This is a genomic window from Paenibacillus sp. OK003 (assembly GCF_900109515.1).
Taxonomy (GTDB): Bacteria; Bacillota; Bacilli; order Paenibacillales; family Paenibacillaceae; genus Paenibacillus; species Paenibacillus marchantiae.
The window spans coordinates 254467-269495 of the sequence record NZ_FOBD01000009.1; the positions used below are offsets into that span (position 1 = coordinate 254467).

A 15029-nucleotide genomic window follows, 5' to 3' on the forward strand; every position below is an offset into this window, starting at 1 on the left:
TTGACTCTAAAGCATGATTCTCCATTAGCTTATGCCTATCTTCTGACGTACATATTTCATGAGTAATTTAATTACGTTGTTAGGAGATGATTTGCATTCGGAAATGTTACAAGATATAATTTTTTCCAATAGTGTTTTTGGAAAACACATCCTTTCTTTGCCGTTTTTTATCATAACCTTAATCGATGCAATGATTCCTTTTTCAGATGATTCAGTAGCTGATTTTTGAATTTGTCTCAATTCTATAGCTGTTGCGCCCACAGGCTCTTCGTATGATTTTTCAATCATGCCTTCCAGCTCTTTCTCGGCTGACTCCAGAACTTTCTCTGCTTCTACTCGTTCTTCGACGGTCTTCGCTGTATTCACCTGATGTAGCGCATTTTGCACTACGCCTTCTACTTCACTGACCTGAGTAGCTTCCGTTTCTACAACAGATGATTCATCAGTAGAAACGATAACTTCAACTTGCTCTTCTGGTTCCAGCCCAAGCATTTGTTGAAACTCATCGGCACTGATAACTTGCCCTGAACTTGTAAATTGTTTTAATACTCCGGGTATACTCTTGATGAGATGCCATACATCTGCTGGAATAGCTGCTGACTGGTTATGTTGATCCACATCATAGTTCATTTCCAAAAAGATGTATCCAGGCATGATTGCACGTTCTCTGACTTTCCCAAGTCCACCTTCACTTAAAACACGAACCGTAGACTCAGTGACATTATGTATGGCTTTGACCCATTTCTGTGCATTTTCACACTTGGAGAAAGCCCACTCCATCAGCTTTTTAACATTATTTTCTTTGCCAGTCATAACTTGAATTGCAAATGCAGCTCCCATAAGAGTACCTCCCAAATAAAATTTATAGACAATCATTTTATTTTTGTTCTCTTAGCCATTGTTCTAAGAATTCATGAGTCTCCTTAGCTGGAAACAACCATTTACCACCTACTTTGTGTTTAGGAAACCTGGAATCAAAAAAGAACAACGCTTGAATGCTGTTCCAACTTAGGCAAGTACGACGCATTAGTTGTTTTGAATCCCAAAATATTAATTCGTTATCGACTTCTTTTACTAATTCAGTAATTTTTTCATAGCAGATTTTTTTCACTTCATCTTCATCAAGGTTGATGGATATAAGATTACTCATTTCCCACCTCATCACTTTTTTTAGGCATTAGCTTGATTTCTATGTTTAATGCCCTGCAAGTTTTCGATAAAGTTGTTTCATTCCAGCGACGACTTCCTTTGAGCAAATTATGCATATATTGAGGAGAACACCCGACTAAATTAGCTAATTCTGATGGATTCATCCCCCTCTCATTAATAAGTGGTTTGATCTGTTCAGAAATATTCATAAATCTCACCTCTGATAAAATATTAATCCATTTGATTAATTTTATCAAACCAACAATTAATCAAATGGATTCAAATCCAGCTGAAATCACCATATTAACCATATAGTTTAATTAATTTACTTCTTTTTTCGCTCATTTGCTCGCAATTAATCCATTTGATGTTTGATGCTTATTCTATTTGTTGATATGATTAATTAATCAATTAGTTTAAAGGAGCGTTTATTCATTATGTCGAGTTATCCTAATAGGATAAGAGAGATCAGAAAGTCTCAACATAAGAGCGGAGTTGAAGTAGCTCAGTTTTTGAGAATTTCTCCTCAATTTTTTTATAATCTTGAAACTGGAAAACGTACATTGACCTCTGATGTCGCTTCTAAACTAGCTGGCTACTTCAATGTGAGTGTAGATTATTTGTTAGGTCGTCAAAATGATGATAAGAACAATAACATGCGAAATGAATCTTTCCCTGAATGGGCAACCAAAGAAGATATAGCTGATTTCAGAAAAATACTTGAGGATGAGCAGCCTGTTTTATTTGATGGGGTTCCTATTGAGGGTGAGAAACGCCAACGTGTTATAGATATACTGTCGGGTTTGTTTTGGGAAGAGAAGTTAGAACAAGATAAAAAGAAGAAGGAGTAACGATATCGAAGGTATAAACGCAATACTCTACTCCCTTTATTCATAGACTTCATTAGAGGGAGTAGAGTATTGCGAGCAAATTTGCATTTGCATCACTGATGTATAGATTATGAGGTAGAATATAATTTAAGATTTCTATAAAAGATTACCAAGAACAACCTTTTTATGAGAACAATTTTTAACATGACGAGCCTTGGAGTAATTCAGTAGGGCTCGTTTTTTTGTTTGCCTCACATCACTTTGAGAAACTATACGAGCCTCTCTGCTGGCTATGTTATAGCCCAAAAAATTAAATGTGAGTACCACGAGTTCCATCGCCAAAGGTTTCTAACAATCTTCGTCTATGCTTCTGTTCATAAATTAATTTAGAAACTCATACGCAAGCCTTTTCCCAGTGGCGTAGAGATAAACTTGAAATTTCGATTTGATCTTTTCTGACTTGATTATATCATGCACTCTTTTATCACCAATGATAAATGTCAATTTACTGAACCGGCTGAATAAATCCCTAATATTATTTATCCATTGTACCCTTTGAAAACTAACTGTTTCTGATAACATTTGCTTACCTTGGGTCTCTGCAGACATAACACCTAATTTGAGAGAAATCTCATCAACCTTCTTTGCATTTTCCACTGAGACATTTAACGTTTTATTAACACTTTTTGTTAGATGTGCTAAGTATATTGTCCCACATAAGGCAATTAATGCTACAACAATTGCAGTCCATACTACCGATGTCAATAAAATAGTCTCCCTTTGTAATTTCCACTGACTTATAAAAATCTTTATGCTTCGTCAATTTTATGTTCTAAACGGGGGCTCTCCACCTTCACTTTCTCTAGTTTTGAACTATATTCAAGCGCTTTACCCTAGCTTTATGGTATACCTACTGGCTGCTCCAATCGGTTCTGTTGACTGTTATGATGCCATCTCATCTAGCTTTTCACTTGCGTCTTTTGTTCAATTGCTCTTTAAAATCTTTCACAGGAACACCAGGCAATCTTATTTCAATGGCTTTCGTCTTTACTTCTGGCTCGATAGCTTACTCTTGTTACCAATGTAAAAACACCTCCAAGGTTGTCTGCATACCTTACAACATGGCAGCATCCTCTTGAAGGTGTTTTAAATTAGTCTCATATTATGGCATCAGTCCTCACCATTTTAAAGAGACCAGGAAGGTTCTTTTGATAATAACTCTAAATTACTTTTGAGAGTACAGACCTAAACAACTTCAAACAAATTATACCCTTCACTCTTAATGTGAGCTATATCAAGTATAACTGCCATCCAAAACATTACAATTAGTATCAATATCAATTTTATTTTTACTGTAAGATTTAAAATGAATAAGGCCAATTTTCTCTATCTCTAATCCAGACTTATTTTTAATAAGGTTAACTAAATCATGATTATGGCTACTTATCATTACTTGCTTTTGAGTTAGTGTTTGACTAATAACATCAATGAAGGAAAATACATTTATATCATCCATATTTTGAAAAGGATCATCTATACCAATTAACTCCAATTGAGTCCATCGCTGAGACAGAGCCAGGGATAAGAATATACATACTGCTAACACATTTGCCTGAGCAGAACTAAAGGTTAGACTCGCATTGAACTTAGTAGCTAACTGATCTTTAGATAAAGAAGTCCAGTTCAACTCTTCTCCATTTTGCTCACTCATCAAGACATATAGATGCCCTTCTTTTGGTACTAAATGTACATGTTTAAAAATTGCGTGTGGACTTATTTGGAGAAACATTTGATCTATTGCCTCACTGTGCTCAACTAGGTAGTCTGTCATTAAATCACTGCGTATTGTTTCGTGCTGCACTCTTAGTAAGTTAATTTCCGACTCAAGTGTCTCAAAGTGTTTCAGCTCTCTAGTCGTCATTTCAATAAGACCTTTTAATCTCTGCTCCTCTAGCTTTATATTCGCAACCTCTCCCATAGACAAATAAGCTTCAACCTTCTCGAGAATTTGTCCAAATGCGCTATTAATTCTAGCTAAATCGATTTTTTGATCAAAAAAAGTTTTAACCCAGTAGTCGAAATTTGGTTTCAATCTATCAAATTCAGGAATCAGAACTTTAATCTCGTTAGCTTTATCCTCTTGTTCATTCCAACTGTGGTTTAATGTAACTATACACCCTTTAATTTCTTTAATTTCTTGAATATTTTTTTCTATTTGATTATTTGCCATCAGGATGTATTGATTATATTTCCTAATTTTGTATATAATCTTTTCTTCAGGCCCTTGAAGATAGTTTGCTCTAGTTTTATTAATATTTTTGCTATCTGTGATCCAATTTATAATAATTTCCCTCTCATTTCTCAACTTACCCAACTCACTTTGCAATTCGTCAAGAGACAACAACAAATTATAAGTGATTAGATACTCCTCAAGAAACAGATTCATCTTTTCTTTTGTTTCATTTAGTTCTTCAGACGATGTATCAGATTCCCAAAATTCTATTGATAATTTTTGTTTTTCTATCTTTAATTGATTTTCATCATATACCCTCTTTATCTCTTGTAGTTGAGTATTATATGTGACTATATCTCTTTCAACATTCTCAATTTCCCTATCAATAGCATTCTTAACTCCTGTTAACTTAATGCCCTCTTGTTCTAAAGTTGATAAATGTCGCTGAGCATTTTCTAAAGTTAGATGGACCGCCTCATGAAGAATGTAAGAATTCTGAAACTCAGTTCCACATACAGGACAGGACTCTTCAAGCTGACCTAACAAGAACGTTTGAACATCATGAATCATTTGATTAATCGTATTATCTTTACTTGATAATACCTGCCCGTTAACACTAGCAAGGTCAAGGATGACTTTATCTCTATCAAAGGTTAATAATTTTTTTTTGTTTTCAAGAGTTTGCAAACCTTCAGACATTTCAATCATTTGTTTAGAAATGAGTTGAGCATCTTTTGTAGCTTTGAAAATTTCGATTTTTGTAGTAATTTTAGAAAAATCATTTTGTGTTTTGCTGTATACCTTCAAGAAATGATCTACACTTCCATGTTGTTCTTTCACTTTAATGGTCTGTGCACTATTTAATATAACGTACACTTGATTTTCGACTACAGCGATCTTGTTACTTAATTCCTTCCTTTCCCTTAGCTTTTGAATATATTCTGTACGCTTCTCTAATAGCAACTCCATTTCAGACTTTCTACGCTCAATTCTGAGAATTCCGCTTTCTCTTCGAATCTTTCTAATTTGTATTGATTTAAGATCAATGTTTAATCTTTGTTGTTCAGAAAGATACTTTTCTTCAGTCAAATCAAAATATGGTCTTGATTCTTGGAGTATCACTAGAATATTTTGTAGTTTATCCTCCCGTTTGATTATTTTTTTTCTTATATCACGATATTCAACTAACAATTGATCATTAATCTGTATTGGATTACTAAATGATTCAGAAATATAATCTGAATTCATCTGATATCTTAAGCTAATAATTTGGCTTAAAATATCTTCTTCTGTAAGTCCACCTAATTTATTCAACAAAGCCTCCTTCTCTTTGAGTTTAGTTGATGCCTCTACCCAAGATTCCTTTAACTTCTGTAAAGGTTCCCTTATACGCTCCCTCTCCTGCTTAACTACTTGAATCGATTCTTTTAAATACTTTTCGAATTCAATACCATATTCATCAAGGCCTAAGACCTTTTCCATCAAATTAAAACGTTTTTTTGGGTTACTGGCGAGAATAAATTCATGTAACTGGTCTTGTGATAGGAGTTGAGTAGTAGAGAAGTAGCTTGACAAATTCTTAGTTCGCTCTAGTTTTGCCGGCTCATCACCGTCATTATCTAGGAACAAAATCTCACATATCTTTGTTGTCCCATTCCTTACTCCATCATTCTCACCATCTATCATGAGTTCAGTAGTCTGAGAATTGAACTCCTTTTTTAAAGTCCTTTTTATTCTGTGTACGTATGTATCAGTTTGTAGCCACACCTCAACAAAGGCCTCAACCTCAGCTTCCTCACTAGTAAGCACATTCTCATTAATAATATAATTAAAAGTCTGATATTCATTTGTCCCACGATATCTTCTAATTTCTCCAGTCAGACACCATTGTATTGCATCAAATAGTGAACTCTTGCCATGCCCATTCTGTCCTCCAATTAAAATAAGCTGCTTATCTGAGAAATCAAATGAGTACCGGCCAGAAAAAACTCTAAAATTATTGATGATAAGACGTGATATTTTCATGCTAGCGCATCACCTTTCAAAAATTTCAGAATATAGTCTTTATTATCAACTTTTTTATTTTCTTTCTTTAACTTTCCTATTTCGAAATATCCCTCTACTATACGAAGAATTTTCGGATCTAATGAAATATTGCTCAGTAGTTCATTTTTAAACTTTAATTCGTAGTCCTTTTCTCTTTTCAAATTGATTTGTTTTTGTTGTAGGAAAGGGACTCTTTGCAAATCTTCCTCACAGTGCAATACGTACTTACGACAAACTTTCGAGTTTTTTTCCACTCTATTTATTTCCAAAGGAATATCAGTAAACATTATTTTAGAGTCAATATCTAAAAAAAGAATAAAGTACAAATTATTCTTGTAATTAAAGGGTAACTCATCTAATAAATGAGAAATAATAACTTGATCTTCACGCCAGTTGAATAGAAACTGATGATTACTAGTATATATTTTCAAAACACATATACGATCCTTAGTGAACCAAAGTTCTAATCCAGCTTCGAGATGCATATCTAGTAATTCATGGTTTTGTACAGGAAATTCCAAATCTTTATTCTTGAATAAATTTAATTCAAGCCTACTCCTAATCTGAGTGAGATTCATTAAGACTAACTCCTTTACCTATTTTGATTAAGTAATTCATGCCAAGCTTCTCTATATTTCTTATCTTTAAAAGAACCTTTATTAGTGGAGGAATTAAGCAGATTAACAACATCGTCAAGAATCTCCGCCTTCTTGAACTTAATATTTTCTGATTGTTTTACTATATCTATTTCACTATCTTCATGGTTATGCGTGATGGGTATTAATGTAGCAAAAGGGTTACTCCCTTCACTAACTGAAGTGCTTTTTTCTTCATGAGTCACGAAACAATAGTATGTATGTTTCAGACTTTGTGTAAATAAGCAATCTTTTGAACGATCAATGATTCTTCTAAGTGCTTGAGTATAAGTTTCTTTTCCCCTTGCACAATATAAAGTGAAAATATTCCAGGCCTCTTCTCCTTGTTTCCCCTGTTTAAAAAGAAGTTGAGCATTACTAAAGAGGAAATTTCGTTCTGGGTAAAAAGCCAAACAAACCATCATGTATTTCAAGGATTCTTGTAAGTAATTTGTATCTTTTAATGATCGTTTGGATGGAAGATTAGAATTGTTCAAGTGAAATAATCTATTTAAAAATTGCTCATACACATATGGGTTTCCGTTCGAAGCTTCTCTTTCTAAAGCATCATATATCCAAGTTAACGCCCCCATAAGATCATCCCTAATTACCGTATTCCATGAAGTAGTAATCTCTTCTTTTAATTCTTGGAAGCAATTACTGAACTGTTCTCGTTGCACAGCATGTTCAATATCTTTTTGAATTTCTAATAAAGCACTCTGTTTCCAGTCAATAACCCAATTCTTCACTTCATTCTTATTGAAAACAAGAAGATGTTTATTGGGTAAGTCATCTCTATGGGTTCTTTGAATAATACACAATAATAATTTGTTAAATACTTTTCTTGCTAAATAATCATAAAGCAATCCATCACCAAAAAAGAGTTTTGTTGAGTTTAATTTACGTTCGATAGATTCGTTGTGGAATGTTTGATCAATTTTACAATAATCAGAAATCCTTCCTACTATTTTATCCTTGAGATTATCCATAAAACCAAGATGCTTTAAGTGGAAACGTTCCAAACACCACTCTGCACCTTGTTTGACTGAATGATTAAAGTAAATATCTTGATGCCTAACAGTCTTACCTTCTTCTTTAACTGTTTTCTTATATACTTTGAGCAAGTTACTTTTTAAACTTTCATCTTTAGGTATTGTGCCTTCTAACATATGATAAGACGTATTCTCTGCATATAATTTCAAACTTTTGTTATCATATGGTGCATTTGTAGCGATTTCAAACTGTACACAAATTTCTTTGAGATTAGATTCGTGCCCACTTATGAATTTCTGTCTGTTTTCAAAATCAGGCAGGTTCAAAAAAAGCGTATCAAGCCAACTATCTAATCCACTTTCTCTTTTAGATAACTTACTAGGTATTAAATGTCTATCTTGTCCATCCTCACGAACTGTTTTAACTTGAACGAAACGAATCTTATCATTCCCTAGCAGAGCGACATCATCTAAATATTCAAAAATCACCTCAGTCCACCACGTTTTTTCCTCATACAACATTTCTACCATATAGTGTATAGCGACATAGTATTGGTATACAAAACCTCTTAACGCAGTAAGCCCACCCAAATCATCAGGATTTCCCTGAAGTAAGCATTTAACAACCTGTCTCATATCCTCCTCAGATAATATTTCCTCATGATTTTGAAGGTGGTATTTTTTCACTTTATCTAGTAAACCTTGTTCCAACTCTTCAATTTGAACTTCACCTTGAACTTCAACTTCCATCTCTTATCACCCAATCTTCATGAAATAAAGATTACAAGTAATTATTATTCGACGCCCCCTCTCTAAAAACCTTCGTAAAACCAGTTCATTTGACCTAAAAAGAAAGGAAATGGTAGTGTAATTGGACTCTATTAACATTTAAGTATTGATTAATCCTAGAGTAAAGGCCAGAGAAATCTGCCCCCCCTCATAAAATCGTACTTGAGGTTTTAACTCTCGTACGGCTTTTCGATGTTCGTCATTCATGGCCATGCAGATTACAGTGATGTTTTTAATCCATAATGCCTGGCAACATCCTTCACCTCGACCTGTGATCGCATCCAGCTTCTGGGTTGTCTATTTGTTTATACCACCGGGTTAATCGTTGTAGAAATTTACCAGTCCAGTTTAGCTAACTTCTACTGGCTGTAGTTTATATAGTAATAGTTTCTCCATCCCTGAATCTTTGGATCGAGCCACGCTACATGTTCCTAGAATGTTCTTACCCGCATATTCGCCGGTTGGGATATAGTACCACCGTACAGGCTGAGAATGGTGGTTACCTTTCTTTAAATGCTCGCTCGCAGTCCTTGAGGAAGTTTAGTTCTCCTTGTTCCTCAATCTCTGTCAGCGGTCACTGTATCCACGACTTCTGCTTCCCTATACGCTTTCACTCGTTTACACTCCTCGTACAGCACAACCCCACGGAAGAATTTATCATACATGACATGCCATTTGCGCTTGTTGTTCTCCTTTGCCGCATGAACTAACTTTTCATGCAGTTGTTTAATCATTTTCTTGGTTGTTATGAGCACCTCGTACTCCCTACCTCAGACGTTTCACTTCGTCTTTTTTGGAATTATAGATTGTCTCTTTACGGATTCCTAAAAAAACTGTGGGGGGGAGGGTCTGTGGTCTTACCCCTGTCAAGTAGACACTTGAAAAAACCTTCATGTTATCATGAAGGTTCAAGTGACACTTGGAGGGGATAATACCACTGCCATGATCACTGCAGGATTTTTCATTCCATTCTGTTCCCCATTACGCCGAAGTGTAATCCACTGCTGCTCCAAGTTTTGCACAGCTTTCTTAGCCTTCGTCCAGTTTCACAATACTCGTCAGCTTCTTTCCTCCCTTGCGAGGCCTTTTGGATAACGTGGCAGGATTTCTTCATGTTGCGGCCTGGATTGTTGCTCGTACTGTCTCTGACGGGTACTTTTGTCTATGTGCTCTTACACACAGACTTCGCCATATGCAAGCATCCTGGCTACCAAAGCTCCTTGGTCGGACTTTCACCAACAAGATCATACTTGTATCTGGGCACGCTAGTAGAGTAAGAGGCTGGGTAATCCCAGCCCCTCCTCATCAAACCGTACGTGAGGTTTTCCCTCATACGGCTTTCCGATGTTCTTCTTCCTGCGGCATTACGGATTTTTTTTTTTTCATCCAGCCAGTTTCTTGAGCCCTGCCCGTTCAGCCATCGCTGCTGCCTGTCGGGACTGACTCTGCTTATGACTTCGGTTTCGTTTTTTATTCCAATACAAGGTCAATCGCTTTCGGATATACCAGTCGATTTTGTTCAGGAACTTGGTCGCAAAGACATCGAACCCGTAGTAGTTCTTCCAACCCTGTATTTTCGGGTTGAGTTCTTGGATCATCTGATTCATGGTCCAATACAGACGACTCCTCGGCTCCGTGACTTCTTTAACACGCGCCCTCATTCTCTTCATCGCTTTCCGGCTTGGATAACTGCGAAGGACATGGACTTCTCTGCTGCCTTTCAGCTTCTTCGGGATTTTTCGATGATGCATTCCCAGGAAGTCGAAACCTTCTTCGGCTCCCCACAGGTGGATCACTTTCGATTTTTCCTTGTTGATCTCCAGTTCCAGTCTTCCCAGTACTGCCTTTAGGACATCAATCGCTCTGCGGGCTTGCTCTTTGGTTTTACACAGGATGACCAGGTCATCGGCATAACGTACCATCGTTCCTGTTTCTGTAAACTTCTTTTCCCAGATTGTGTCCAAATAGTTCAAGTAGATATTCGCCAGTAAAGGACTAATCACTCCCCCTTGCGGTGATCCGATCTCCGTCTTATGGAACTGATCATCTTCCACAAAACCCGCTTTCAACCATTGCCGAATCAGTTTCAGCACCCGCCGATCACTGATGCGCTGCTCTACCAGTTGCATCAATTTGTCGTGAGGGATGTTATCAAAGTAGCCTCGTATGTCGATATCCAGCACCCAGTACACGCCTTTCTTGACCGCTCGCCGGATATGGCGAATCGCATCATGCGCACTTCGTTTCGGACGAAATCCGTAGGAGAAGTCTTTGAAATCGGCTTCGAAAACGGGTTCCATCACGATCTTCGTAGCCATTTGTACCACTCGATCTGCGATAATAGGAATCCCCAGTGGTCTGGTCTTTCCATCCGGTTTCGGGATCTCTTTCCGTCTCGCCGGTTGCGGAAGATAGGTTCCGCTTCTTAGCTTGTTCGCTAGTTCATCGACAAAATGCTCTGCTCCGTATTCCTGACTGATGTAGTGCAGTGTCACTCCATCGACACCGCCACTGCCGCCACTCGCCTTAACCTGTTTCCAAGCTTCCCACAGAACATCTTCTCGGTATACCTTGTCATATAATGCATGAAACCGGCGCCTTGGATGTTCCTTGGCCGCCAGGTATAGTACGTTTTGAAGTTGTCGAGCTTTTACTTTGGTGTTCGTTAGCCTTTTGGGCATTCACTGACTCTTACCTCCTCTGGTACGTGAACAAAAGCAGGGGGCCTTCCCTCCGTGAGGTTGTGTTGTCCTCATTTCCACGGTACTATGTCCCCCTCCGACTCCCTCCCCGCAGCTCTCCATTTCACCTTTCGGGCTTATAGGTTTGCTCCTTACGAAAAAAAAACTTCGTGCGGGGGAGGGTCTCCCTAGTTCCAGACCCAACTTTCTCCACATGCCGTTCCCCTTACACCGGAGAGTTCTTCCGCGCTGCACTTCCAAGGGCTTCACGCGTTCCATGGTCTTCGCCCACTGTCTCAAGGCTCGACTCTCTCTTGTCCTAAAAAAAGGCTATTTTTAACGGTGCGGCAGGATTCACTTCATGTTACGGCCTGTGGATTTGCTCGCACTTCGTGTAGAAGTTACTTTGTCACGGGGCTTCAACCTTAGGATTTCTCCACCAGTTGCCCGTCAGCTACCAGGCGACTTGGCTCTTACCTGGACCGGACTTTCACCGGCTAGTTGTGCCTAGCTTGGCTAGGCGCGCAAACAAAAAAAAAAGCCGCTACTATAGCGGCTTTAATGGGTAAATGTTTTCTTGTCCCTTGATATTTTTAATTATTCAGATTTCTTCGATAAAGTACATATAAGGTTCAAGGATTTAAAACCTCGCCCCTTTTACGTATGGGTGCTATTCACTTCAATTATTTCACATACGAACTAACTACATGAATCCTATTTTTTTCTCTTATCTTGATCCCAAAACGGTGAATCAATATCAAAAGTATTATTAGTCTTTGCTCCTTTGGATAAGTTGCATGAATCGCATAATAGTTGAAAATTTGTTGGGTCATTTGTACCACCCATAGTAAGAGGAACTATATGATCTATATGAAAGGTATTTTCAAGATTTAGCAAGCCAGTAACGTCTTTACCGCATTCTTGACACCTTCCCTTATCACGATAAAAAACTCCTTTACGTAACCAAGCAAGATTAGTAGAACATCGCTTAATAACACCATCTGATTTGAGAATTTCTGGTTTATCCTCCTTCTTAGTCTTAATTATTATCTCGGAGACAGCCATGTTAAACTGTCTTAGAAAATTCTTACTTTGAAACAATACTGTAAATACGTCATCAACTACAATATCGATAATACTATTTTCGAAAGCTGAGCAAAAATTGTAGCCTAATTCATCAATAATACGGTAGTCTACACCATTTCCTTCTTTGTCTTTTACTACTGAATTTCTTTTATCAACAATATACTCTGAATACTGATAACTATACTTTTTAAACTCTGGATTATCAGGACAGTACGTATTAAAGAGATCAATTAAACTTTCAATTACTTCATATGGCTCATGTTTGTCGATAGGATAATATAATTGAAACTTGTACAGCTCTGAAATATAATCATGTAACAAGGTCCATCTGTGTGGTTTGAAAGCTTTAGGGAAAACATCCACTTCATGATAATCTATCCATTGTTGGGGGGAAAATGAATTATCAGTACCCATCATTTCTTGATACACTAAGTTAGCCATGGACAATGCCTCAGATTTATGCATTTTTCTTAACGATGACATTTAAATTCAACTCCAATTTTTGGTCTGTAAAACTCAAATTTAAAGGTAAAACTCCATTGAAAGCAGATTTTGATTAGAAGTATTCATAAACTTATAGATAGCCTGCCTAGATGAGACAAAACTCTTCATAATGTTAAGCTTGAATTGATACCTAGTTATAATTACTTTTTTTGTTATTTTGATAATAGTGTTTTAATTTCGGCTCAAAACCAAAACTTAATACGCTGAGATCCGATTTTATTCATAAATAATACAATTAAGAACATTACCTACCACTTCGAAAAGCCACTATGAAAAGTCAAAAGTAACTATGCTACTTTTGGAAGCCCTCCATAGGGTTGAAATTATTGAAAATCAAACTTTAAACAAGCACCACCAAAAATGTCTACACCCATAATTCTAACAATGCCTTTTGTTAAGCCGGCCATAATTGACGAAGAAAAAAATGCCCCGTTCTTTTTTGTTTCAAATAGGTGTCATGTAGTTGCTGTAACCAATAATCGCATTGAGGTTATTTATAGTTTTGATAGCTCTTAAATTACTTGGGAGATTCCTCCCATTTATAATTTCTATTCGCTATCAGTAGAGAGTTTTTTAAAAGCTTTATACGGGACTTTAATTAAATTAAAGCTTTCTGAAGGTAGTTTATTGATAGTCTTTCTTGTATCACTATCTCTTATTGTCATTCCAATAATAACCTGACTATTCTTTAGCTTAATGATATCATTAAAAAACTTCTCTACATCGCTACTAACAATACTATGTTGTGCAGGTTCATCAAAGATAAGAATCCCTGGATGATTTCCTGATTTTTCGATAGATGTTTCTAGTAACGATAGTACAAAAAAACCTCACCTTTTCTGCTTATTTTCCTATACTCAGATCTTATTATATATAAAATGACCGTCTAAAGATGGGGACTCTATTGGTCTAGGTGAGAAAATATAACGTGTAGAGAAAAAAGAGGTCCGAAAATTGATCGCTCTTATAAATCTTGGACTTGCCTTAACGTAAGTTTTTCTTTTATTTCCCCAGGTTGCCCTTAAACACATTGTAGAGTCTAACGGAAAAGTCAAATGAATGTTAGGATTGTTCCAGCCGCTAAAAGACGGATAGACTTTTTTTGAATTCGGATCATTTAGTATTACTGGATTATCTGATGTTAGAAAATATTTATTTTGTGGGGCAATGTGAAACTGCCAGCTCATATCATAAATCTTAGGAACAAATATTTTCGACATTTCTATCATAGTCTCAAGCGTAGTCAAACCATCAGGAAGATGATTTTCCTCCACCAACTTTCTTGTATTGTTGTACGATTTAGGATTTAAATTAAGTTTGTCGCTATTCTTATAGAACCACGACATATAATTAAGGAAATTAGGAACTCTTGCAAGAGTAAAGTATATAAAGTAAGAGAATTCAATCCTCTCATCATCATTTATAGGAATTTGATTAATTATTTTCTTTAAGATTACCGATGAAGGAGTTTCAATATACTTTGAAAAATAGTCCTCTATTACAGTTGTTATTTCACCCGTAACAAGTTTCAGATCATAAAACCCTTTTAAACTGGCCACCTTATGAATCCCTCTTTGTTTTAACACTCCTTGATGCTTGTCATAAACCCAGACACTCGCTTCTCGAGGAGGAATCACCCTCTGATCCAAAAATCCCTTTAGGTAGAACTGTGGTATGTAATGATTGTTACGCTTTTCCATTTGTATGCTCCTCTCTTACTTATCATTTTAGAATTGTAGGAAAGGCAGGCGGCTGAACTTAAGTTAATTTTGACTTGTGACATCACTTCGCTCTTCAAATAATTTTGAAACTATTCATTAAATTGCATTGGATTGTCAATGTACTGTGACCAATGATCTCACGATCACTCGTGATACAGAGTATTAATTACGGTTATTCTGAATGATAGTTCTCGGCTTACCAATTTCATAGAGCTCTACCATTTGTTTTTGAGCTCGGTTGTGTTGTTTAGACTTTGTCGAGATCCACGCCTTCAACATGATAGTTGTATTCTACAAGCCCTTATTTTAATTCCAACTGAGTGAGCCGATTCGGATTCAATGAGAATGGAGAGCAATTGCTCT

Annotated in this window: 12 protein-coding genes; 1 reads left to right on the plus strand and 11 read right to left on the minus strand. The window is 36.5% G+C overall.

Features of this window, described 5'->3' with window-relative positions:
- Positions 1-24 precede the first annotated feature (24 nt).
- Genes BMW94_RS16445 through BMW94_RS16455 form a run of 3 tightly spaced genes read right to left on the minus strand, consistent with a single transcriptional unit; the run spans position 25 to position 1358 of the window.
- Positions 25-840, minus strand: coding sequence for a transcription termination/antitermination NusG family protein (locus tag BMW94_RS16445; RefSeq protein WP_175480732.1), 816 nt, complete (start codon positions 838-840; stop codon positions 25-27).
- Positions 841-877: 37 nt separating this feature from the next.
- Entirely contained in the window at positions 878-1150 is a 273-nt protein-coding gene (locus BMW94_RS16450) for a group-specific protein (RefSeq protein ID WP_091000049.1), read from the minus strand.
- Entirely contained in the window at positions 1143-1358 is a 216-nt protein-coding gene (locus BMW94_RS16455; protein WP_091000051.1) for a helix-turn-helix domain-containing protein, read from the minus strand. The genes BMW94_RS16450 and BMW94_RS16455 overlap by 8 nt, the downstream gene beginning before the upstream one ends.
- A gap of 228 nt (positions 1359-1586) precedes the next feature.
- Here BMW94_RS16455 and BMW94_RS16460 point away from each other — a divergent pair, with 228 nt between their 5' ends.
- Positions 1587-2000: a helix-turn-helix domain-containing protein gene (locus BMW94_RS16460; protein ID WP_091000053.1), complete on the plus strand. Its 414-nt coding sequence runs from the start codon at positions 1587-1589 to the stop codon at positions 1998-2000.
- A gap of 360 nt (positions 2001-2360) precedes the next feature.
- Here BMW94_RS16460 and BMW94_RS16465 read toward each other — a convergent pair whose 3' ends face one another.
- The 8 genes from BMW94_RS16465 to BMW94_RS16505 form a co-directional block, all read right to left on the minus strand.
- A complete protein-coding gene (locus tag BMW94_RS16465; RefSeq protein WP_091000056.1) occupies positions 2361-2744 on the minus strand; it encodes a hypothetical protein in 384 nt (127 codons plus the stop codon).
- Between the two features lie 529 nt (positions 2745-3273).
- Entirely contained in the window at positions 3274-6237 is a 2964-nt protein-coding gene (locus BMW94_RS16470) for an AAA family ATPase (RefSeq protein WP_091000062.1), read from the minus strand.
- On the minus strand, positions 6234-6836 hold the full coding sequence (locus BMW94_RS16475) for an ABC-three component system middle component 1 (RefSeq protein WP_091000064.1): 603 nt from the start codon (positions 6834-6836) through the stop codon (positions 6234-6236). Before BMW94_RS16475 ends, BMW94_RS16470 begins: the two co-directional genes overlap by 4 nt.
- A 14-nt stretch (positions 6837-6850) precedes the next feature.
- A complete protein-coding gene (locus BMW94_RS16480; RefSeq protein WP_091000066.1) occupies positions 6851-8635 on the minus strand; it encodes a dsDNA nuclease domain-containing protein in 1785 nt (594 codons plus the stop codon).
- Between the two features lie 596 nt (positions 8636-9231).
- A complete protein-coding gene (locus tag BMW94_RS30555; RefSeq protein WP_091000068.1) occupies positions 9232-9429 on the minus strand; it encodes a hypothetical protein in 198 nt (65 codons plus the stop codon).
- 627 nt (positions 9430-10056) lie between these two features.
- A complete protein-coding gene (ltrA, locus tag BMW94_RS16490) occupies positions 10057-11355 on the minus strand; it encodes a group II intron reverse transcriptase/maturase (protein WP_091000070.1) in 1299 nt (432 codons plus the stop codon).
- A 714-nt stretch (positions 11356-12069) separates the two neighbouring features.
- Positions 12070-12882, minus strand: a complete 813-nt coding sequence (locus BMW94_RS16500) for an HNH endonuclease (RefSeq protein WP_175480733.1) — start codon at positions 12880-12882, stop codon at positions 12070-12072.
- 920 nt (positions 12883-13802) lie between these two features.
- Entirely contained in the window at positions 13803-14645 is an 843-nt protein-coding gene (locus tag BMW94_RS16505) for a DUF4238 domain-containing protein (protein ID WP_091000077.1), read from the minus strand.
- Positions 14646-15029: the final 384 nt, after the last annotated feature.